The sequence below is a fragment of the uncultured Subdoligranulum sp. genome (assembly GCF_937890665.1).
Genome location: NZ_CALADU010000301.1, coordinates 1 through 22,631, shown reverse-complemented (window position 1 = coordinate 22,631; position 22,631 = coordinate 1). Strand labels below are relative to the sequence as shown.

The following is a 22,631-nucleotide window of genomic DNA, read 5'->3' as shown; positions in this document are numbered from 1 at the left end:
CAAGCCAAAAGATAAAACAAAAGGCAGTCCGCCGCGGCGGACTGCCTGCAAAGTTTCTTATTTTGCGTACTCGGTGGCGCGGCTCTCGCGAATGACACTGACCTTGATCTGACCGGGGTAATCCAGCTCGCTCTCGATCTTTTTGGCCACATTGCGGGCCAGCAGGACCACCTGATCGTCGCTGACCTTGTCCGGCTGGACCAGAATCCGCACTTCGCGGCCGGCCTGCACGGCGTAGGAGCTTTCTACGCCCTCGAAGCCGTTGCAGAGAGCTTCCAGCGTTTCCAGACGCTTGATGTAGCTCTCCATATTCTCACGGCGGGCACCGGGCCGGGCCGCCGAGATGGCGTCCGCAGCCATGATGATGAAGGCCAAGGTGGTCTTGGGCTCCACATCGCCGTGGTGGGCTTCCACCGCATGGATGATCTGGGGGTTCTCGCGGTATTTCTTGCAGATATCCACGCCGATCTGGACGTGGCTGCCCTCGATCTCGTGATCCAGCGCCTTGCCGATGTCATGCAGCAAACCGGCGCGGCGGGCCATCTGGACGTTGACGCCCAGTTCGCCGGCCATCAGACCGGCCAGCCAAGCCACCTCGATGGAGTGGTTCAGGACGTTCTGGCCAAAGCTGGTGCGGTACTTGAGCCGTCCGATGAGCTTGACCAAGTCGGGATGCAGGCTGTGGATGCCCAGATCCATGACCGCCTTGTCGCCTTCCCGCTTCATCTGCACTTCCAGTTCGCGGCGGCACTTGTCCACCGTCTCCTCGATGCGGGCGGGATGGATACGGCCGTCGGCAATCAGGCGTTCCAGCGCCATCCGGGCCACCTCGCGGCGGGTCTGGTCGAAGCTGGACAGCGTGATGGCTTCCGGCGTGTCATCGATGATCAAATCGCATCCGGTAGCCGTCTCCAGCGCACGGATATTGCGGCCTTCACGGCCGATGATCCGGCCCTTCATCTCGTCACTGGGCAGCGGCACCACGCTGACGGTGGCTTCGCTGGTGGCGTCGGCGGCGCAGCGGGCAATGGCCTGCCCCACCAGATCACGGGCGATCTGGTCGCACTCGTCCTTCATGTTGGCCTGATAGGCGCTGATCTTCATCGCCTTTTCGTGGGTCAGCTCGTCGTCCACCTGCTTGAGCAGTACGGCCCGGGCATCCTCCTTGGTCATGCCGGCGATGGTTTCCAGCTTTTCGGTCTGGCGCAGCTTGAGCTGTTCCAGCTCATCCAGACGGGCTTCCACCGTCTCGCTGCGGCGCTTGAGTTCCTCTTCCTTCCGCTCCAAAGCGGCGGTGCGCTTATCCAGCGCTTCTTCTTTTTGGTCCATGCGGCGTTCCTGACGGGAAACTTCGGCCCGACGGTCCTTGATTTCCTTATCGGCGTCGCTCTTGAGTTTGAAGGCTTCATCCTTCGCTTCGATGATGGTTTCCTTGCGTTTCTGTTCGGCGGCCTTGATGGCCTCGTTTACGATGCGCTTGGCTTCCTCTTCGGCAGAACCGAGTTTTGCCTCGGCGGTGCGTTTGCGGTTTTCTCCGCCAAGGTAAAAGCAAAGCGCCCCGACCACAGCAGCGACGACAAGGACCAGCACCACAACAATGATGGGCTGCATAGTCGACTTCACTCCTTACAAATGGTAGGAGGGCACAGCACAGCGGGACGCTTTTAGCCTTATGCAGTTTTTTCTATAGCAATACACAGTAAGCCGCGACCAAAACGGGCAAAAATGCACACACTTCGAGCGCGAAACCGTGAAACAAACGAAAAAAGCCAAAATCAGGCGTTGCACATTGGTGAAAAGCGGTGTTCCCGGTGGGCGACACCCTATGAAACTCCCCGCAAAATCGGTGCGGCAGAACTTCTCTATTTCCTGTATTTTATTCTATCTTTATTTCAGATAAATGTCAAGAAATTGTTACAAAATCCACCGCTGCTTTTCACGCTGTCACGTCCTCAAACTGGCTGTTGTACAGGTCGGCGTAGAAGCCGCCCGCTTCCATCAACTCGTCGTGGGTGCCCTGCTCCACAATGTCGCCGTCCCGCATCACCAAGATCAGGTCGGCGTTGCGGATGGTGGACAACCGGTGGGCAATGATGAAGCTGGTACGTCCCTGCATGAGCCGGTCCATAGCCGTTTGGATCCGCTGTTCGGTGCGGGTATCCACGCTGCTGGTCGCCTCGTCCAGCACCAAAATCCGGTTGTCGGCCAGAATGGTGCGGGCGATGGTCAGGAGCTGCTTTTGCCCCTGACTGACGTTGGAGGCATCCTCGTTGAGTTCCATCTGGTATCCGCCGGGCAGGGTGCGGATGAAATGGTCCGCCCCTGCAGCTTTGGCGGCAGCCACCACTTCCTCGTCGGTGGCATCCAGACGGCCATAGCGGATATTCTCCATAATGGTGCCTTGGAACAGCCAGGTATCTTGCAGCACCATGCCGAAGCCTTCCCGCAGGGCGGTGCGGTCAAAGTCCCGCACATCGTGGCCGTTCAGCGTGATGGAACCGGAATCCACATCGTAGAACCGCATGAGCAGTTTGACCATGGTGGTCTTGCCGGCGCCGGTGGGGCCCACAATGGCCACCTTCTGGCCGGGCTGCACCGTGCAGCTAAAGTTGTGGATGATGGTTTTTTCCGGCGTATAGCCGAACTTCACATGGTCGAAGGTCACCTGACCGTCGATGGTGGCAGGGTCGGCCCGGCGAGCAGGATCGGCGGTCTGATCCTCCTCTTCCTCGGCCAAAAATTCAAAGACTCGCTCAGCCGCAGCGGCCATACTTTGCAGCATGTTGGACACCTGCGAGAGCTGTTGGATGGGCTGGGTAAAGTTTTTGACATACTGAATGAAGGCCTGAATGTCACCGATGGTGATGATGCCCCCCGCGGCAAAGATGCTGCCCACAATGGCCACCGCCACATAGCCCAGATTGCCCACAAAGTTCATAATGGGCATCATCAAGCCCGAGAGGAATTGGCTCTTCCACGCCGAAGCGTAGAGCTGGTCGTTGGCGGCGTTGAACTCGTCGAGGACGGCCTGCTCCCGGTTGAACGCCTTGATGACGGTGTGGCCGGAGTAGACTTCCTCCACCTGCCCGTTGACCACGCCCAAGGTGGCCTGCTGGGCTTTGAAGAACCGCTGGCTGAAATGCACCACGATAAATACCAAGACCAGCGATACCGGCAAAATCAGCAGCGCAATAAGGGTCATCTGGGGGCTGATGGACAGCATCATGATCAGCACGCCGATCATCGTGGTGACGCTGGTGATGAACTGGGTGATGCTCTGGTTCAGGCTTTGGCCCAAGGTATCCACATCGTTGGTAATGCGGGAGAGCACCTCGCCCACCGTGCGCTTTTCAAAGTAGGCCAGCGGCAGGCGGTTGATCTTTTCGCTGATCTGGCGGCGGAAGTCATAGCAGACCTTCTGGGAAAGGCCGCTCATCAGCCAGCTTTGGATAAAGCTGAACGCCGAGGAGAGCAGATACATCCCCAACAAGATCAGCAGGATGCGGCCGATAAAGACAAAGTCGATGCCGCCGGTGCCTCGCAGTTTGGCCACCCAACCGGTGGCCAGCGCCGTGGTAGCCTGCGCCAAGATCTTGGGGCCGGCGATATTGAAAATGGTGGAAAGAATGGCAAATAGCACCACCACGGCCATGGACAGTTTATACCGGCTCATGGCGCGCAGCAACTGCCGCAGCGTACCCTTGAAGTCCTTGGCACGCTCGGTGGTCATACGTCCGGGTCTTGGCATCTCAATCCTCCTCCTTCTGCAAACCCAATTCCTTTTGGCTCAACTGGCTACGGGCGATCTCCCGATATTCCGGGCAGGTTTCCAGCAACTGGGCATGGGTGCCGATGCCCACCACTCGGCCTTCGTCCAGCACAAGAATCTGGTTGGCGTGAAGCACCGTGGAGATTCGCTGGGCCACGATCAGGACGGTGGCGTTGTCCGTCTTGGCTTTCAGCGCGCGGCGCAGCGCCACATCGGTCTTATAATCCAGCGCCGAGAAGCTGTCGTCGAACAGATAGATCCGGGGATGCTTGGCGATGGCCCGGGCGATGGAAAGACGCTGTTTTTGACCGCCCGACACGTTGCTGCCCCCCTGCGCGATGGGGCTTTGGAAGCCCTCGGGTTTGGCCTCAATGAAATCGGTGGCCTGCGCGATGGCTGCGGCATCCCGGATATCTCCGTCCGAGATCTGGGGGCCGCCGAATTTCAGGTTGGAGGCAATGGTCCCGCTGAAGAGCACCCCTTTCTGGGGCACATAACCCAGCAGGTCGTGGAGGGTGTGCTGGGGCATATCCCGCACATCCACCCCATCGATGGTCACCCGGCCGCCGGTAGCGTCATAGAAACGGGGGATCAGGTTGAGCAAGGTGGATTTGCCGCAGCCGGTGGAGCCGATGATGGCGGTGGTCTCGCCGGGGCGGGCCGTAAAGCTGATGTGCTCCAGCGCGTCGCTGTCGGCGCCGGGGTACCGGAAGTTCACATCCTCGAACCGCACCACGCCGTCCCAATGGGTACGATGCTCCACCTTTTGGGCCACTTCCGGCACGGGGTCATGGATGGTGGCGGGGGTGTGCAGTACCTCGTCGATACGATCGGCAGCCACCCCGGCCCGGGGCAGCATAATGGCCACCATCGCCAGCATCAGGAAAGACATGACGATCTGCATGGTGTAGGTGATGAAGGCGATCATCTCACCCACCTGCATAGTGCCGTTATCCATAGCCTTGCCGCCGAACCAGACGATCAGCAAACTGGTTCCGTTCATGATCAGCGTCATGAAGGGCATCATGCCGGCCATCGTGCGGTTGGTGAAGAGCTGGGTCTGCATCAAGTTCCGGTTGGCCTTATCAAACCGGGCTTCTTCAAAGGATTCCCGGCTGAAGGCACGCACCGGCATAATGCCGGTGAGAATTTCGCGGCTGACAAGGTTCAGCCGGTCTACCAAGGTCTGCATCAATTTGAACTTGGGCATGGCGATCTTCATCAGCACCCCAATGAGGATCAGCAGCGCCGCCACCGCCAAGAAGGTGATCCAAGTCAGGCCGGTGTTGCTGCGGGCCACATGAACGATGCCGCCGATGCCCAAAATGGGGGCATAGGCCACCATCCGCAGCAGAATCACGCAGACAAACTGCACCTGCTGGATGTCGTTGGTGGTGCGGGTGATGAGGGATGCCGTGGAAAACTGCTCGATTTCGGCATGGGAGAAGTGAATCACCGCCGAGAAGGTTTCCCGACGCAGATCCCGGCCGATGGCCGCCGACACCCGGGAGGCCACAAAGCCGACCGCGATGGCTACCACCACCATCAACAGCGTGAGGGCCAGCATCTGCCCGCCTACGCGCCAGAGGTAGTTCATCTGCACCGTATGGGCAATGCCCTGCGCCTCGTACTCCAGACTGACCAGCAGCATGGCTTGGCTGGCAAGACTTTCGGCCACTGTATCGTCCACGGCAGCCATCGCCCCTGCCAACTGCTGCTGTACTCCCTCCTGGGTAAAGCCCGGGGCTTGGGCCATCGCCTCAAATTGCAGGCAGACCGCATCCAAATCGGTCCAGATAGGCGTCACCGTATCGCTGCTGCCCTGCGTAGCGGCGGCATACTGGGCCGCTGCCATATACAGCACCACGTCCGGCGTGGTAAAGGCTTGCTCCAGCTCCGGCATCGCCCCATCGGTATCCTGTGCCAGCGTGCGCACGCCGTTTTCGTCGGGTTCACTGTACCACCGTTCCGCCAGCGCGGCATCCTGCTCGGTCATCAGCAGTTCCAACGCCTGCAAGGTGGTGTCCCGTACCGTGTCGGGCACCGGGCTTTCGATGCCCCCTTGCTGGATGCCCACGTCTACAATCTTACTGGTGTAATCCGGCAAGGACAGGTCACAGTAGGCCTGCACCGCCAACAACGCAAACACCAACAGGCAGGCCGCCCAATGACGGCCCAACTGCTTAAAGATCTTTCCCATCCTTCGGTGCCTCCTTCCTCTGATTGGCCGCAAAGGTAGCGGCGGTTTCCGCTTCCAGCGCATCCACCAACACATTGCGCCACGCCATCATTTGGGCCAACTGTTCCGGGTCGATCCGCTCTGTCACTCTGGAAAAATAAGCGTTGAGCGCTTCCTCGCAGCCCTGCAATGCCTGCTGCCCCGCCGGCGTGATGCAAACCAAGGTTTTGCGGCGGTCCTGCGGGTCGGTGCGGCGCTCCACCATGCCGTCCTGCTCCAACAGCCGCAGCGCCCGGGATATGGCGGGCATCGGCTTTTGGGCCGTTCTGGCCAGATCGCTCACATAGATAGTGCCATCCTTGCCATACTGCCGGATGGCATACTGCAGCCGTTCCAACATGCCGAACCGGCATTTGGGGCCTTGGGCCAGTGCGGCACGCACGCCCTGAGCCGAGGCTTCCCGCAGGCGCCCCATATAATGAATGAGGCCTTGCAGTTCAAAACTGGATTGTTCTGCCACAGTCCTTTCCTCCCTTTACTTAACATACGTTAACTATTAACGATTGACAATAATAAACCCTCTTACACCAAAGTGCAAGAGGGTCGACCTAATATTTGCGAAAAGTTCATAAATCGAAAAAACAGCAGGGCTTGCCATGGGGAAAAGCCCCACAAACACAAAAGCCCACAGTTGCCTGCGGGCTTTTGTGCATAGAGGGGTGGGAAAGTATATAAAGGTCAGAGAATGTCGTGATTGATAACAGTTCTTATTATAGCTTTTATTCTTAATTTGTCAAACGCTACCCTTGTATTTTGTTTTTCAAAATATTATAATGTTTCCAGAAATGCTTAATTAAATTTAGTTTGTGCGGCAAAAAGCATACTTTTCCAACTTTGTCAAACCGCACAACGGCACTTTTCTTCATTTTATTTTTTTGTGCGCATTACACAAAAGAGGAAACGAGGTTTCTTTTTCCATGGACGATTTAGACCATAAAATTCTCCAGCTTTTGGCTGAAAATGCACGTATGCCCGTCAAAGACATTGCCCAGCGGGTCAGTTTGACCAGCCCGGCGGTCTCCAGCCGGATCCATCGTTTGGAGCAGGAAGGCATCATCGGCGGCTACACTGTGGTGCTGCGTCACCCCGGCGCGCCTGCCCGGGTCGAGGCACTGATCTCGGTGCTGGTGGACGCCGCCACCCGCGGCAGTTTCTTGGCCATGATCGAGCAGGAGCCGCAGGTTCTGCAGTGCTTCCGGGTGACGGGCAGCTACAATTTTATTGTAAAGGTCAGTTGCACCGACATCGACGCACTGGAACACCTGTTGACCAAAATGCAAAAACTGGGTTCCACCAACACACAGATCATTCTGAACACCCAGTTGGACCGCAATCTGGCACTGGAATAAAGGGAGGTTCGCCCATGCGTTACTGTAAAAACTGTGGGTTGCTTGCCCCCCATGATGCCAGCGTCTGCCCCCAGTGCGGCACGCCCCTGCCCCCGGCAGCACCGGCCGGCAATCCGGCGGTCCCGGCCACACCCCCAACGGCCCAATATGCCCCACAGGCAGCGCCTGTGGTCCCGGCTCTGTCGGAAGGCGCCACTCTGGTGGCCTTGCTGCTTTTTTCCATTCCCTTTGTCGGGTTTATTTTGTCGCTGGCGTGGAGCTTTGGCTTCACCAAGAATCTGGCCCGCAAACGGCTGGCACAGGCGTGGCTCATCCGCACCTTGGTGGTGGCGGTGGTGGTTGGTCTGCTCTTTTTGTGGCTGGCCATCACCTCGGTGCTGACCTTGTCTGCGGTTCCCTACTACTACGCCTACTGACCCCCGCTGTAAAGGAGAAACCATGAAAGCGTCCGTCATTATCCCTAACCTGAACGGTGCGGGCTGGCTGCGGGATTCCATCGAATCCATCTGGGCGCAGACCGAACAGGATTTTGAACTTATCGTCATCGACAACGGCTCCTCGGACGAAAGTCTGGAAATTGCCCGCAGCTACCGTGACCATGACCGGTATACCCTCATCGAAAACGACACCAACACCGGGTTTTCCCATGCGGTGAATCAGGGCATTGCCATTGCCAAAGGTGAGTATGTGGCTCTTTTCAACAACGACGCCTTTGCCGACCCGGATTGGCTGGCCGAGCTGCTGAAAACCGCCGACGCCGACCCCCGTATTTTTGCGGTGAGCAGCCTGATGCTGCGCTACTACGAGCCGGAACTGGCCGACGACGCCGGCGACTATGTAACCATTTTGGGCTTTGCCTGCAAGCGGGGTGACGGCCTGAAAGCCAGCCGGTATACCAAGCCCTGCCGGGTGTTCAGCGCCTGCGGCGGTGCAGCCCTCTACCGCAAATCCATTCTCGACGAGATCGGCGTCTTTGACGAATTGTTCTTCGCCTACTACGAGGACGTGGATCTTTCCTGGCGGGCCAACAACTTCGGCTACAAGAATGTCTACTGCCCCACCGCCCGCTGCCGCCATATCTGCGGCGCCACCACCGGCGCGGTGCGCTACAACCCCTTCAAGAGCATCCAGAGCGGCCGCAACAGCATTCTGCTGCCCTACAAGAACCAACCGCTGGTCATGCTGATCGTGAATTTTATCCCCATGCTACTGGGCTATCTCTTAAAGGTCGTCATGTTCCGGCTGCGGGGGTTCGGCGGCGACTACGCCAAAGGCTTTGCCGAGGCCCGCATCGCCCTGCCCAAACTGAACAAGCCGAAATTCCGCTGGCGCAACCTGCCCAATTATATCTGGGTAGAAGGCAGCCTGATCGTCGGGTTGTTCCGGTACATCGTTTACCGGGTACAGCGGGCACTGAAAATCACCTGACCCAACCATAGAAAAGCCCCGGGACCGTCCCAAACGAACGGTCCCGGGGCTTTTAGTTCGTCACGCGTTTTTCCGGCGGCGCAAAGCCTGCCACACGGCCCGCAGCCAGCTAAGGGCCGCAGCGGCCAGTGCCGGGTACAGCACCAGACAGAACGCCTGATACCACGACGGCACAAAGTACTGCCACAGTGCGGGCAGTGTTTCAGCGGCGTTTATCGTGATGGTGCCGGTGGGGGAGGTCATCTCCACCGTCTTGTTGGCACCGGGGCTGCAAGGATCCAGCCGCAGCGCCACGATGGTGGTACGGGGCAGCGTGTACAGATACGCCCCATCCCCCAGCGACTCGGGGAAAACCCGCCGGTCTTGGCTGTAATCCTGCCCGACCTGCGTGGTGTAGTAAAGGCACATCTCGCCGGCATCCCCCGCAAAGTCGGCTTGATAGCTGACAGTGCGCACCACCATGTCGGACACATCCTCCAGAATCATCTGGGGGTCACCGTCGGTGGTAGCCAGCACGGCGGTTTCGGCGGTACTGCCGGCATCCTGCAGCCCTACCCACTGCCAGTCGGTGACAGCGATCTCGGTTTCATACATCGTGCCGGCCTGCTTGGCCAACGCGTCGCTGCCCCCATGGAAAGCCCCCAGCACCAGCCAGACGATCACCGCCACCAGATAGCAGCTCAGGGCCAGAGCGCCCCGGCGGGCAAACCAGTGTTGCAGTCTTTTCACGAAGCGCTCACCTCCATCGTCACAGGGGCAAAGCCCTCGTCGGTCACCCGATAGAGCAGCGTTTTGCCCGAAAGCGCCGCCGCCAGATCATCGGTGAAAAGATCCCGATAGCTTTCCACAAAGATGTCATCGAGATTTTGCAGATAGAGCACCGTGCAGCCGTTGCCCCGCACAATGGAATCCAGTTCTTCGGCGGTAAAGCCGTGGTAGTAGAAGTTTTTGGGGCCTTCCTCGGTGGGTTTCAGCTCGGGCAGGCCCAGCTCTCCACCGCCGCCGATCATCTCGGAGACAATGCCGGAGTAATCCACCAAAATGGGGTAAAAATCAAACACCGCCGAGAACCATGCCTCGCCGTTGTCCCCCTGACTGACGAAAAACACCCGGTCATCCTCGGTCAGATAACTGCAGACCAGCTCCGCCTCGGCGCGAATCGCCCGCCGTTCGGAAAACTCACTGTCCGCAAAGCCCAGCACGCTGAGCTGGGGCAGCACGATCTGGTTTTGCCGCACCAACATGGCCACGGCCAGAAGCAGGACCGCCCCCTGCCCTGCCAACTCCCAGCGGGGCGCGCGCCGGGTGGCGGTGAACTGCGCCACGGAAGCGTTCTGTTCGGTCGGTTTTTCCTGCCGAACGGCCATTTGGGGCAGCAATACCACCACAAGGCAACCCAGCGCCATCAAGAACCAGCCGATATAATAGCTGTAAATGTACCGGTTGTAGTCGTACAGTCCTTCGGCTTGAAAGGCTTTGAAGATAAAGCCGTAACTCAAGGCCAGCATCAGGTTATATCCCACAAAGCAGAGGGTGGACAGCACCGCCATGGCGGCAATGCGTCCCCGAAGCTGCCAGCCCGCCGCCAGCACAAAAGCCAGCAGGAACACCAGCAAAATAAAGATCACCAAATTGCGGCCCTGCCCGATCATGCTGAGCTTGCCGTCACTGGTCCAGAACTGGTGGCCCATGTCGGCCATAGCCTGCAGGAACTGGGGTTTTCGCTCGGCAAAGAAGCCTTCCACCGGCTGGCCCAGCAAAATCTTGATGCCGTTGATGACCACATCGGACAGTGCGGCGGAAGTTTCGCCCACGCCGCCGGAATCGCTGTTGCGGGCCACCAGCCAGCCCACATACCGCACATTCCACAGATAGTACACGGCCATAGGCGCTGCAAAGCAGGCTGCGGCAAACCCGGTGCGGCGGGCAAGGCCCTGTTTGAAAGGACCGTCACAGAAGAACCAGACATCCACGGCGATGAGCCCTGCCGCCGCCAAACTGAGCACAAAGTCGTTGGCTTTCAGGTTAGCGGCCAGCGCCAGCACAGGCAGCACGGCCCAACGAGGCCCGCCGGTTTGGCGCAAGGCCAGCCACATGGCCACCGCCCCGCCGAAGACCAGCCCTGCCGGCACATCGCCGTAGGAGGTCAGGTAGGTGTCGGCCAGATAGATGGTATGGTTGTAGATCGTAAAGAAAAAGGGCGTACACCACAGCACCGCCGCCAGCGGCACCGCCCCCCGCCATTTCTTCCAGGGCAGTGCGCTGAGCACCGCCGCAAAGCAAGCGAAATAGAGGGCATCGTAGGCCAGATAGATTTTCCAGTCGGCATAGCTGCCGAAGAACTGGAAGAAATAGCTGATCAGCGGCAGACCGGGATTCTGGGTCACCGCCCAGGGGGTGCCCAGCGTGGCGGTGGAATACAGGCTGTTGTCCACCTTGGTAATCTTGGCAGCGGTGGCCCAGAGGCTCAGCTCATCGTAGCCGTTGGCCATGGGTTGCCGGATGGAAAAATAGACCGCAAAAGCCACCGTCATGCCCCAGAACAGCACGCTGCCCGGGGTGAAAAGTTCCCGCCAAGGGACGGGACGGCCTTTCCGCGGCCAAAGGGCCCACAGCCCGCCGGCCACGCTGAGGGCATATACCGCCCACGCTGCCGGATAGAGCACCCCGGCCATTCCCGCCAGCGTGAACACCGCGGCGATGCCGGACAGTACCGTGAGCGGGGCCATGCCTGCCGGCACCCGGCCTTGAAGCGTCAGCGCGGCGCTGGCCAAAAACAAGGCCAGAACTGCCGCCAGTACGCAGAGCAATTCCATGGGAGTCTCCTTTTATGTTTGGTTATTCCTGTGGGGGTTCTTCCCCATCCTCCGGACTCTTTCCGAAGAGGGAACCCACCAGCGATACCGCCGCGGCCACCAGTGCCGGGCCAAAGAGCAGCAGCAGCCATGCGCCGCCGCTGGGCAGGAATCGGTCATACCAAGGCGTAGCGGGGTTGAGCTCGATGCCGTGGAACAAGGTGGGCACACCGCCCACACTGTCGGGGTCAATGCGCAGCCCCGTTACCCATTTGCCCCCCAGCACAAAGGTATATTCGCCGGGACCGGACACCGTAGCGTAGACTTTTTGGGCCTCGGTGTAATCGGTCTGGCCGGGCAGCAGGTAGTAGAGCGCCACCCCGCCGGGGGGCAGTTGGTGCCCGGCATAAAGCCGCACCGTTTCCAGATATCCCTGCCCCTGCCAATAGATGTGGGGGTCGTTGTCGGTGGAAAGATACCACGCCGGATCGTCGTCGGGCGGGGTCCACCACTGGTTGGAACTGTACGGCGCAAAACTTTCGGTGACCAGTTCCTCGGGGGCCACCGTCTGTTGGGGCATTTTGCCCTGCCACTTGTAGTTCAGCATCACCGCGCTGCCCACCAGTCCCCGCACCAGCCAGAGTACCACGGCCAGCAAATAGGCCAACAGCAAAATTTGCTGCGGCCGAAACAGCGGACGGCGCCGCTGCGGAAGAATACGCTGTGCCATCACTGCACCCCGCTTTCCGCCACCGCGGCCACCGTAAAGGGCACCGCGGCATCCTCGCCCTCAAAGTGATAGAGGGTCGCCGGCATATCACTGGTCAGGCCGCCTTCAAACAGCGGGCTGAAAGACCGCTCCAGATAGTCGTCCGCCCGGTCGATGAGCAGATAGTCGCAGTCCTTTTCGGCCATATAGGCGACCAGTGTTTCGGGCACACAGACCGCCTGACTCTTGTAGAGCGTCCAGTTTTCGCTCTCCACCAAGTTCATGAAATCGCTGTCCCAGCGGTCCTGCGTTTCTCCCAGACGGCCATAGAAGCCGCCAAATCCATTGACGACCTGCGCCGTCAGTTCATACCGATAGTAATACCACCGGGTGGCATCGTCGCCCTGGCTGAGCACCAACACCCGGTCCGGCCAATCCAGCACGGTGTTCATCGTTTCGGCCCGGCGCTGCACATCGGCGCGCAGCGTGTACAGACTGTCGGCGTCGGTCCAAAAACCTGCCGCCGGGATGCCCCGCCAGCAAAAGACCGCCAGAATCACCGCCACCGCGCCAGCCAAAGCGCCTCGTCCCAGCTTGCCCCGGGCCGCCCCGGCCAGCCGACAGAGCATGGTCAGCATCCAAGCCTGATAGTAGGGCGCCAGATAGCGGTCATAATCTTTCAGCGCCAAGCCCTCCAAATCGGAGAAATTGTAGTAATACAAAATCAGATGGAAGGCATACAGCGCCGCAAAGCAGAAGGCAAAGGCCAAATGCATCACGAGGATGCTCCGGCGGGCGGTGCCCCGGTCCGCTGCCAGCCACGCGGCGGCCGCCACCATCGTAATGGCCAGTACCGCCATGGCGCCGCCGCCCAGCAGACAGATGCGGCGGGTAAAGAAGGCATCCCCCATAGCAGCCATGATCTGGGCAAACTTTTCGTCACGGCCAATGCCCAACAGTTGGCGCACGCCGCCTGCCAGCACCGCGCCGTAGCTCAGCCCCTCACTGCCCACGCTGGCCGCTGTGTCGGCGGTGGGGGTCACGGCGGCGGTGTAGCAACTCCAGCTTACAAAGGCCGCCACCACCACGACCGCCAAACCACCTGCCTGCAGCAGGGCTTGTCCCAGCCGGCGGCGGAAAGTCCCCGCCGTACACACCAGCCGGTCCAGCCCGATGAGGAAGGCCGCCATCAGGCCATAGGCAAAGCAGATGTCCTTGGTCAAGGTCAAAAGGGCCAGCGGCAGCGCCGTCAGCCAGAAAACGCCCCGACGGCCCGCTGTGCCCAGATAAAGACAGAGAGTGCCGCCGAAGAGCATCGCCATGGGCAGGTCCGCCATGGCATTGACATATTGGGTGGCATAAGCCCCCGGCGTGGGGTCCCGGAAAAAGAAAGGCAGCAGCACCCCGGCTGCAAAGACCAACACGCCGCTGTACCACCGCTGCCGGGGCAGCGCCGTGGCAGCCGCCACACAGGCAAGTGCCAGCGTGTCCAGCGCTGCCAGACAGGCCCACTCGGCCCAAGCGCCGAAGGGTTGAAACAAAAAGGTGATCAGGCTGGTGGCCGGATAGGTAAAACTGGCTTTGAGGTTGACGGGGTTCGCCACATAGAAAGCGCCCTGCTCCACCACCATTTTGGGAGCCAGCCCCCAAGCGGTAAACTCATCCCACTGGGTAAACATGGGCTGCAGCACAAAAAACAGCACCCAGAAAAAGGCCGCGCCCCCCAAAAACAGGGCGATGCCCGGGGTAGTCAGCGTCTGACGGCAGGCTTTGAGGAACCCTGCCGGACGCAGCCGCACCAGCCCTACCACCCAGAGGGCAATGAACAACAGGATGACCAGTGCCGCGCCGATGCGCAGCGCCCCTGCGATGCCGAAGCCATAGAGGAGCAGCGCTGCGGCTGCCAGCAAGGGCAGCGGCAGCAGAGCAGCGTGCAGTTTGCCGCCCGAAGCGAGCACCGCGCATCCACCGGTAAGCAGAACCAGCACAAACAAGCCCCAGAGCAAGGTCAGCATCGGCGTTCGCCTCCTTTTGTACAATTTGTTGATTTTGTTATGTCAAATACACAGTGTATACAGGGCCGATAAAGTAATGCTGGAAGAGGAGCACCGCGCCCCACAGCGCATAGCCGCCGCAGAGGGGCAAGGCCAAATGTTCGGCCCGGACCGCTGTCAAACGGGGTGCCAGCGCGCGGCGGGCCAGTGCCGCCACGCCCAGAACCAGCAGCAGCCAGAGCGGCAAAAAGTACCGGGTCTGCAAGCCTACGATCCGCACCATGCCCACCGGCGTATAGGTGATGTACATGGCGGTCATGGCACCGATGCCGTACAGCGCAGCAAACAGACTCAGCCCGCCCAGACGGCGGCGGCCCAGTGCTTCGGTGCTGGGGGTGCAGAGCAGCGCCGCCGCCAACAGTACCAGCGGCCCGGTCATGCTCAGGAAGGAAATCGGCAGGTCCTTCCAGCCAAACAGTCCCAACTGGCCAAGGAAACCGTCGTTCTCATAGAGTGTACCCAGCAACACCGCCAGATAACGCAGCGGGTTGGACAAAATAAAGGCCAACTGTTCGCCGCCGTTGACCGCGCTCCCGCCCTGCCGGGCAATGGTGCCGTAGTTGAAGCGCATCTGTACGCCGTATTGCTCCACCGCCATCGTCAGGGCCAGCGCGCCTGCCGCGCAGATGCCTACCCAAAGCAGGCGGCTGCCCTTGGCTTTCCATTCTTTCTTGGTGGGCAGCAGCGGCAGCACCACCCACAAAAGGTTCAGGTAGGGCTTGGTGCCGTTAGCAAAGATACAGGCCGCCGCATAAAGTGCCGCAGTGCGGGTGGTCCACTGGGGCCGGGTCAACAGCGCCAGCATCAGGTAGTAGCAGGCCAGCAGGGTGGCGTCGTAGCTCAGGGACGCCCCCATATACAGCGACATGGGCAGCAGCATCAGGCACAAAAAGGCCGGTCGGGCCTTGCGGGCCGCACGCAGTCCCAGCCAGCAGAGCAGCGTATAGGCCACCAGATTGCCCAGCCGTCCGGCGTACAGACAGCCCAGTGCCCCCAGCCCCAAAAGCCGTGCCAGCGCCATACCCAGCGCCCCCGGCAAAAAGGGCAAAATCAAAAAGCTGATCGGCTCGGTGACCGGTTCGCCCTCATCGGGCTGTCCGGACAGGTACTGGGCAAAACTGTCGGCCACACTCTGCACCGTACCGTCCTTGCCGTACTGTTTCAGGGCGTAGCCTGCCGTATTGTAGGGTTGTTCTTCCTCGGTATCGGGGTCGACGCCCACCCCGGCCGAGGTATGGGCGTTGACCCATGCGCCGGGGAAGGCGTGCATCAACCGGGAGACATCCTCGGGGTAGCCGCGGTCGGCGTCAAAGTCCAACCGCCCCATCGAGATGGCATAGGTACGCAGGTAATGTTCGGTTTCATCGGGGGTTTGCAGCGGCGGGTTGGCAAAGGCAAACAAGATGCCGCACAGCAGGATGCAGACCGCCCCCCGGGCGGCAAAATCTTTGACCCGACGCAGGACCAGCACCACGGCCCCGGCGCAAACGCCCAGCCCCACACAGAGCAGCGTAGGCCACAGCGGCGGAATGCCCCGGGCATCCAGCCCGTAAAAGACCCGCCAATAATAGCTGAGCACCACGCCCAGCAACGCACCTACCGCCAGCACGAAAGCCCACCGCACGGCTTTGGGCCAAACGGTGGGTGCATAGCGGTGTTTGTTCTTGGAAAGGTTCCCGCTCATATTACAGGATATACTGCCCGACCTTATACTGGTCGAGGTTGCCGCGCAGGAATTCAATGGTTTCGGCCAGACCCTGCTCAAAGGTATACTTCGGTGCCCAGCCGGTCAGATTGCGCAGTTTGGTGGCGTCGCCCAGCAGGCGGTTGACCTCGCTCTTTTCGGGGCGCAGCCGCTCGGCCTCGCAGACGATGGTGGCGTTGGGGTTGATCTGGGCGATGAGCTCGTTGGCCAGATCCCCGATGGAATGCTCCACGCCGGTGGCGATGTTCAGCTCCTGCCCGATGGCCGCATCGCAGTCCGCGATGGTCATAAAGCCGTTGGCGGTGTCCTTGACGTAGTTGAAGTCCCGGGTGGGGGTCAGGCTGCCCAGTTTGATCTCGGTCTGGCCCGCCAGCAACTGGGTGATGATGGTGGGAATGATGGCCCGGCCGCTCTGGCGGGGGCCATAGGTATTGAAGGGCCGCACGATGGTGACCGGCAGATCAAAGCTGCGGTAGAAGCTCTCGGCCAGACGGTCGGCACCGATCTTGGTGGCCGAGTAAGGGCTTTGCCCCTGATAGGGGTGCTTTTCGTCGATGGGCACATACTGGGCCGTACCGTAGACCTCGCTGGTAGAAGTAACCAGCACCCGCTGGGTGTCCAGTTCCCGGGCGGCATTGAGAACGTTCAGCGTGCCCTTGATGTTGGTATCCACATAGCTGTCGGGGCTATGGTAGGAGAACGGAATGGCGATGAGGGCCGCCAGATGAAAGACCCGCTCCTGCCCGCGCATGGCGGTGCGCACGCCGTTGGGGTCACGCACGTCGCCCATAAAAATATCGATCTCGTTGCGGATCTCGGGGGGCAGGGTGTCGATCCAGCCCAGAGAGCCAAAGGAATTGTACAGACAGAAGGCGCGTACCTTCTCGCCGCGCTTGACCAATTCTTCGGTCAGATGGCTGCCAATAAAGCCGTCTGCACCGGTGACCATTACGGTATGTGCCATGGTTTGCTCCTTTTTTACCAAACGGGCCGAGGCCCGGAATTACAATACTATTACAAAGCAGTATAACCGATTTTGCAAAAGATTTCAACCGCCGACAACGAAAAGCGGGCGCAGGCCTTAAGCCTGCGCCCGTTCACTGGATACGGAATCAGACGATCTCCACTTTTTCCATGACCATCGGGGTGCGGGGTTTATCGCTCCAGTCGGTTTCGACAGCCGCGATCTCGTCTACCACATCCATGCCGCTGACCACATGGCCGAAGGCCGCGTACTCACCGTCCAGATGAGGTGCATCCTGATGCATGATAAAGAACTGGCTGCCCGCCGAGTTGGGGTCCATGGCCCGGGCCATGCTGATGACGCCCCGGGTATGCTTGATGGGGTTGGCCACCCCGTTGTGGGCAAACTCGCCCTTGATGTGCCAACCCGGGCCGCCGGTGCCGTTGCCGATGGGGCAGCCGCCCTGAATCATAAAGCCGGGGATAACACGGTGGAAGGTCAGGCCATTGTAAAAGCCCTGCTTGACCAGCTTTTCAAAGTTTTCGCAGGTGATGGGCGCCGCAGTGGGGTCCAGTTCGATGTCGATGGTCTTGCCGTTTTGCATGGTAATGCGAATCATAGGTCATTCTCCTTTTGTAGTATTTTCCTCTACCGAAGGGGCGGCCGGGTCGCTTTGGGCGGTGGGCAGCCCCTGCGTATAACTCATGCTGCCGATGGCGCGGCAGAACTCCTCATCGGAGTACTTTTTCAGCCAGAAAAGCAGCGCAGCACCCATAAACTCTTCGCTGCGGCGCCGGGCTTTGGGTAATAGTGCAAACAAGCCGCCTTCATGACTTTGCCCGGTGAAGGGGTCGGTCCATTCGTCGGGCAATTCCCCCGACAGCTTGCGGGGGGACAGATGCCCCGTGATGAACCCCTTGCCCCCAAAGAAGATCTCCACCACCCGGAACGCCGCTTTGCGGAGCCCGTGGCGGCTGGGGAACAAGCCCCGCACCCGGTAGGTGTGGTAAAAGGCATCGGCCAGATATTCCACCGGAATATCCTCGCCGTAGACTTCCAACAGACAGGTGTGCAGCAGCGCCGCAATATCGGCCAACTGTTCCCCGGTGGGCAGCGGGCTGGCGTCGGCAGCAAGCACCCGGCCGTCACCGGTATCCTCCTTGTGCAGTTCGGAATCCAGCGCGATCTCCAGATAGCCGTGCCCGCCTTTGCCCCCATAGGGCTGCCCGGGCTCACACATCGCACAGACAAAGGGATGTACCACCGTGTCGGTGGCATAGTGGCACAAAAAGCCCAGCACATACTCTACCTGCGGCCGGGTCTTGACATGGCGGCATAGGCTGTACAGAAACGCCCCGGTTTTCTCCTCGTGCATGCGGTTTCCCAGACCCGGCAGATCATAATGCCGCTTGGCCCGGGGTTTCCAGACTTCGTAGCAGAAAAAACTGTCGGGACCATTGGCCCCCGCGGCGAAGGCTTCGGGGCACTGGATTTTATAATGGATGGCAGCCGCCGCCTGACGGGCGGTGCGCACATGGGTGTAGCCTTCCGGCATGAGGGGTTCACTTCCTTACTACTCCAAAACGCAGCTTATTGTACCCCGCCGGGGGCAAAAAGTCAAATAGACGTTCAGATCTTCCGCTCGTCCCCCTGCAAGGTGCGGGGCAGCACGAAGAAATAGAGCGCCGCACCCGCCATGATGATGAGGATCACCGACAGGATGCCGTAAGGGCCTGCGGCTTTGTTGATGGCATCCACCTGTTCGGTGGTGGCCGTGGCGGCGGTCAGGCCCTGCTCCTGCAGCATCTGAGAGGCGGCTATCGCGCTGACAGCGCCCACCAGCGTGGGGCCGAGGATGGAAGAGAACTTGCCGAAAATATCAAAGAAGCCGAAGAACTCGCCGCTGCGGTCCCTGTCGGGGATGAGCTTGCCGAACATCGAGCGGGAGAGCGCCTGAATGCCGCCCTGACTGGTGGCGCAGAGCACCGCCAGCATCCAAAACTGCCACAGGCTGTCCATAAAGAAGGCAAAAACGCAGATAAACATATAGACGCAGATGCCCACGCCCACCATTTTGCGGGCCCCGAATTTGGCCGCCAGCTTCATGTAAAGCAGGCAGAAGGGCAGGCCCAGCACCTGCACCAGCAGCAGCGCCAGCAGCATGCCGGCGGAATCCAACCCCAGATTGGTGCCGTAGCTGGTGGCCATGCTGATGATGGTGTGCACGCCGTCGATGTAGAAAAAGTAGGCGATGATGTAGACCAGCATAGGTTTGTCGGCAGCGATCTCTCGGATGGTGGCAAACACCCCCTTGATGTTGCGGCCGATGTCCCCTTTCTCATAGGGCTTGCCGGAGGTCTGCTCGCAGTTTTTGAGCAGCGGCAGGCTGAAGACAAGCCACCACACGGCGGTGATGGCAAAAATGACCGACAGGCAGGTGAGCATGGGGACGCCCACGGCATTCATGATCAGGAAGATCAGCAGCGGAATGGTGGAGCCGCCGATATAGCCCAGCCCGTACCCCATGGTAGAGACGGAATCCATCCGATCCTCGGTGGTGATGTCGGTGAGGAAGGCGTCATAGTAGATGCAGGAAGCATCAAAACCGATGGTACTAAGAATGTAAAGCACCAACACAATGCCGGCCACCCGGCCGGCGGCGTCGGTAGAGGAGGTAAAGTCCATGCCGGGGGTAAGGGCCAGCCCAGCCACCGACAACACCCCCAGCGCCAAAAAAGCCGAGAAGAGCTTTTTGCGCATCCCGCGGATGTCGCCAAAGACCCCGAGGAAGGGTGCCGACAACGCCACAATGGCCATGGCGATGCTGGTGGCATACCCCCAAGTGGACATGCTGGAAACGCTGTCGGCGGTGTATTCCGCCACCGAATCAAAGAAGATGGGCAGAATGGTCACCACGATGACCGAGTGAGCGCTGTTGGCCCAGTCGTACATCATCCAGCTCAATTCCTGCTTGGTAAATTTTTTCAGGAAACCCATGCGCAAGTTCCTCCCGTCCTGTCAAACATAAAAATATTGTACTATCCCCGGACGGGAAAAACAACCAAAAGCGCCCCGTTTTCTGTCAACGGGGCGTAAAAAAGTGTCAGATTTTCGCAACAGCGCCGCAGCTTACCGCGCCCGCAACTGCCAGAACGCCACGGCCGCAGCCGCCCCCACGTTGAGGGAATCCACCCCGTGCTGCATGGGGATCATGACGGTGGCATCGCAGTGGGCAATGGTTTGGGCGGCCAGACCGTCCCCCTCGGTGCCCAGCAGAATGGCCAGTTTTTCGGTCTTTTGCAGGCCGGGGTCGTCCACCGGCAAGGCCCGATGGTCCAGCGCCATGGCCGCCGTGCAAAACCCCAGCCCATGCAGCCGGGCCAGACCAGCTTCGGGCCAGTCGGCGGCGCTTTCCCCCAGCCGGGCCCAAGGGACCTGAAACACCGTGCCCATGCTGACCCGGATGGCACGGCGGCAGAGCGGGTCACAGCAGGAGGGCGACAGCAGCACGCCATCCATACCCAGCGCCGCCGCAGAACGGAAGATGGTCCCGATGTTGGTGGAATCCACGATGCCTTCCAACACCGCCACCCGCCGGGCATCCCGACAGACTTCCTCCACCGTCCGGGGTGCCGGACGGCGCATGGCGCAGAGCACCCCACGGGTCAGGGCGTAGCCGGTGAGCTGTTCCAGCACCCCACGGTCCGCCGTGTAGACCGTCACGTCGGGGCAGCGGGCCAGCACCTCTGCCGCCGGACCGTCGATCTGGCGACGCTCCATTAAAAAGGAAAGGGGCCGGTATCCCGCGTCCAGCGCGGTGCCGATGACCTTGGGGCTTTCGGCAATGAACACCCCTTTTTCCGGTTCCAGCTTGCTGCGCAGTTGGGCTTCGGTCAGGCGGGCGTAGACGTCCAGTTCCGGTGCCGACAGGTCGGTAATTTCCACAATGTTGGGCATGGGTCGTTTCTCTCCTGTGTTGATGATGCTTCCAGCATACGCCAAAACCGCCGAAAATGCAAACAAAAAGCCGCAGCGGCCTGCTGCGGCTTTCAACTTTTTTCCAAAAAACGTCACCGCCGGCGGATATCTGCCGACGACGGTAACACAAACAGGGAAATTTACCCCAAAATTGTGTGCAAGGAGCCCGCGACAAGTGCGCGATTTGGGGCAAAATACTGCCGAAGAGGAATCCAAGGGCCGCGGGCACCGCCCCCCGTTAAAATAGGCCCGTCAGGCAATTTCCGCGCGGGACTGCGGTCCCCTTTGCGACCTCATTCTGCAAACATCGGGGTGGACAGATACCGGTCGCCGGTGTCGGGCAGCAGTACCACGATGGTCTTGCCTTCATTTTCGGGGCGCTTGGCCTGCTGAATGGCGGCATGGAGCGCTGCGCCGGACGAAATGCCCACCAGCACGCCCTCCTTGCGGCCCATCATACGGCCCGCGGCAAAGGCGTCCTCGTCGGTGACCGGCATGACCTCGTCGTAGACCGAGGTGTTCAGCACTTCAGGCACAAAGCCTGCGCCGATGCCCTGCAATTTGTGGGGACCCGCCTTGCCGCCGCTGAGCACCGCCGAGGTAGCAGGCTCTACCGCCACGATGTGTACCGCGGGGTTCTGCTCTTTCAGATAGCTGCCCACGCCGGTGATGGTGCCGCCGGTGCCGGCGCCTGCCACAAAGATGTCCACCTGACCGTCGGTGTCCTGCCAAATTTCGGGGCCGGTGGTAGCCCGGTGCGCTGCCGGGTTGGCGGGGTTGACAAACTGGCCCGGCACAAAGCTGTTGGGCGTTTGGGCGGCCAGCTCGTCGGCCTTGGCGATGGCGCCGGCCATGCCCTTGGCGCCTTCGGTCAGCACCAATTCGGCGCCATAGGCCTTCATCAACAGGCGGCGCTCCACGCTCATCGTTTCGGGCATGACGATGATGACCCGGTAGCCCCGGGCCGCCGCCACCGATGCCAGTCCGATGCCGGTATTGCCCGAAGTGGGCTCGATGATGACCGAACCGGGCTTGAGCTTGCCGGTGGCTTCGGCGTCATCGATCATCGCCTTGGCCACCCGGTCTTTGACCGAGCCGGCGGGGTTCAGATATTCCAATTTGGCCAGCAGCCGGGCTTTCAGGCCCTCGGCGGCTTCGATATGGGTGAGTTCCAACAGCGGGGTGTGACCAATCAACTGTTCTGCGGATGTATAGATCTTGCTCATGGTGTTCGTCTCCTCTTATAAAAATCGTGTTCCTTATTAGAATGGACAGCCGGGGCAACATCGCCGCCGGGGTAGAGAACGGTTCGCCATGCGTATTCATACCTTTCTTGTAGGATAAGGTGATTGTACACCCTGCCGCAGGTTTTGTCAATATAAACCGCGCGTATTCCCCACAGATTTTTTGCAAAGCGGCGGGGCCCCTTCCCTTGCAAAACGCGTTCGGAGCGGTGTATAATATAGCTGTTTTTGTTTTTTTGCATAGACGTGGAGGGAATTTTATGGCGACGAAGTATATCTTTGTGACCGGCGGCGTGGTCTCCGGTCTAGGGAAAGGGATCACCGCGGCCAGTCTGGGGCGTTTGCTCAAGACCCGCGGGCTGAAGGTGGCCAGCCAGAAGCTGGACCCCTACATCAA

19 protein-coding genes are annotated in these 22,631 nt (G+C 60.1%); 4 read left to right on the top strand and 15 right to left on the bottom strand.

What is annotated here, in order from left to right; genetic code table 11:
- Positions 1-57: 57 nt before the first annotated feature.
- The 4 genes from rny to Q0526_RS17460 form a co-directional block, all read right to left on the bottom strand.
- Positions 58-1,611: a ribonuclease Y gene (gene rny, locus Q0526_RS17475; RefSeq protein WP_298736484.1), complete on the bottom strand. Its 1,554-nt coding sequence runs from the start codon at positions 1,609-1,611 to the stop codon at positions 58-60.
- A gap of 325 nt (positions 1,612-1,936) precedes the next feature.
- A complete protein-coding gene (locus Q0526_RS17470; protein ID WP_298736482.1) occupies positions 1,937-3,748 on the bottom strand; it encodes an ABC transporter ATP-binding protein in 1,812 nt (603 codons plus the stop codon).
- Position 3,749: 1 nt separating this feature from the next.
- Positions 3,750-5,969 carry an ABC transporter ATP-binding protein gene (locus tag Q0526_RS17465; protein ID WP_298736480.1) on the bottom strand — a complete coding sequence of 740 codons (2,220 nt, stop codon included), beginning with the start codon at positions 5,967-5,969 and terminating at the stop codon, positions 3,750-3,752.
- On the bottom strand, positions 5,953-6,468 hold the full coding sequence (locus Q0526_RS17460) for a MarR family transcriptional regulator (protein ID WP_298736478.1): 516 nt from the start codon (positions 6,466-6,468) through the stop codon (positions 5,953-5,955). Before Q0526_RS17460 ends, Q0526_RS17465 begins: the two co-directional genes overlap by 17 nt.
- Positions 6,469-6,925: 457 nt before the next feature.
- On the opposite strand from Q0526_RS17460, the gene Q0526_RS17455 reads away from it, so the two are divergent.
- From Q0526_RS17455 to Q0526_RS17445, 3 genes are read left to right on the top strand one after another with little or no spacing between them, the layout of a single operon-like run.
- The gene (locus Q0526_RS17455) at positions 6,926-7,357 is read left to right on the top strand and encodes an Lrp/AsnC family transcriptional regulator (RefSeq protein ID WP_298736476.1); all 432 of its coding nucleotides are present in this window, start codon (positions 6,926-6,928) and stop codon (positions 7,355-7,357) included.
- Between the two features lie 14 nt (positions 7,358-7,371).
- A complete protein-coding gene (locus Q0526_RS17450) occupies positions 7,372-7,773 on the top strand; it encodes a hypothetical protein (protein WP_298736474.1) in 402 nt (133 codons plus the stop codon).
- A gap of 22 nt (positions 7,774-7,795) precedes the next feature.
- Positions 7,796-8,785 carry a glycosyltransferase family 2 protein gene (locus Q0526_RS17445; protein WP_298736472.1) on the top strand — a complete coding sequence of 330 codons (990 nt, stop codon included), beginning with the start codon at positions 7,796-7,798 and terminating at the stop codon, positions 8,783-8,785.
- Between the two features lie 60 nt (positions 8,786-8,845).
- Here Q0526_RS17445 and Q0526_RS17440 read toward each other — a convergent pair whose 3' ends face one another.
- From Q0526_RS17440 to cysK, 11 genes are all read right to left on the bottom strand, one after another.
- The gene (locus tag Q0526_RS17440) at positions 8,846-9,514 is read right to left on the bottom strand and encodes a hypothetical protein (RefSeq protein ID WP_298736469.1); all 669 of its coding nucleotides are present in this window, start codon (positions 9,512-9,514) and stop codon (positions 8,846-8,848) included.
- Complete coding sequence (locus tag Q0526_RS17435; RefSeq protein WP_298736467.1) at positions 9,511-11,601, bottom strand: hypothetical protein; 2,091 nt, start codon at positions 11,599-11,601, stop codon at positions 9,511-9,513. Before Q0526_RS17435 ends, Q0526_RS17440 begins: the two co-directional genes overlap by 4 nt.
- 22 nt (positions 11,602-11,623) lie before the next feature.
- Entirely contained in the window at positions 11,624-12,310 is a 687-nt protein-coding gene (locus tag Q0526_RS17430) for a hypothetical protein (protein ID WP_298736464.1), read from the bottom strand.
- The gene (locus tag Q0526_RS17425; protein WP_298736461.1) at positions 12,310-14,304 is read right to left on the bottom strand and encodes a hypothetical protein; all 1,995 of its coding nucleotides are present in this window, start codon (positions 14,302-14,304) and stop codon (positions 12,310-12,312) included. The genes Q0526_RS17430 and Q0526_RS17425 overlap by 1 nt, the downstream gene beginning before the upstream one ends.
- A gap of 37 nt (positions 14,305-14,341) precedes the next feature.
- Positions 14,342-16,027 (bottom strand): DUF2142 domain-containing protein, encoded by a 1,686-nt coding sequence (locus Q0526_RS17420; protein WP_298736457.1) that lies wholly within the window; start codon positions 16,025-16,027, stop codon positions 14,342-14,344.
- Position 16,028: 1 nt separating this feature from the next.
- Positions 16,029-17,012 carry an NAD-dependent 4,6-dehydratase LegB gene (locus tag Q0526_RS17415; protein ID WP_298736454.1) on the bottom strand — a complete coding sequence of 328 codons (984 nt, stop codon included), beginning with the start codon at positions 17,010-17,012 and terminating at the stop codon, positions 16,029-16,031.
- A 148-nt stretch (positions 17,013-17,160) separates the two neighbouring features.
- Positions 17,161-17,631 (bottom strand): peptidylprolyl isomerase, encoded by a 471-nt coding sequence (locus Q0526_RS17410; RefSeq protein ID WP_298736451.1) that lies wholly within the window; start codon positions 17,629-17,631, stop codon positions 17,161-17,163.
- A gap of 3 nt (positions 17,632-17,634) precedes the next feature.
- Positions 17,635-18,567 carry a zinc dependent phospholipase C family protein gene (locus Q0526_RS17405; RefSeq protein ID WP_298736450.1) on the bottom strand — a complete coding sequence of 311 codons (933 nt, stop codon included), beginning with the start codon at positions 18,565-18,567 and terminating at the stop codon, positions 17,635-17,637.
- A 74-nt stretch (positions 18,568-18,641) separates the two neighbouring features.
- Positions 18,642-20,009, bottom strand: coding sequence for an MFS transporter (locus tag Q0526_RS17400; protein WP_298736447.1), 1,368 nt, complete (start codon positions 20,007-20,009; stop codon positions 18,642-18,644).
- 132 nt (positions 20,010-20,141) lie between these two features.
- Positions 20,142-20,969 carry an RNA methyltransferase gene (locus tag Q0526_RS17395; protein ID WP_298736444.1) on the bottom strand — a complete coding sequence of 276 codons (828 nt, stop codon included), beginning with the start codon at positions 20,967-20,969 and terminating at the stop codon, positions 20,142-20,144.
- Positions 20,970-21,283: 314 nt separating this feature from the next.
- The gene (gene cysK, locus Q0526_RS17390; protein WP_298736442.1) at positions 21,284-22,216 is read right to left on the bottom strand and encodes a cysteine synthase A; all 933 of its coding nucleotides are present in this window, start codon (positions 22,214-22,216) and stop codon (positions 21,284-21,286) included.
- Between the two features lie 278 nt (positions 22,217-22,494).
- On the opposite strand from cysK, the gene Q0526_RS17385 reads away from it, so the two are divergent.
- The coding region (locus tag Q0526_RS17385) for a hypothetical protein (RefSeq protein ID WP_298736501.1) at positions 22,495-22,631 on the top strand (137 nt) is incomplete at its 3' end.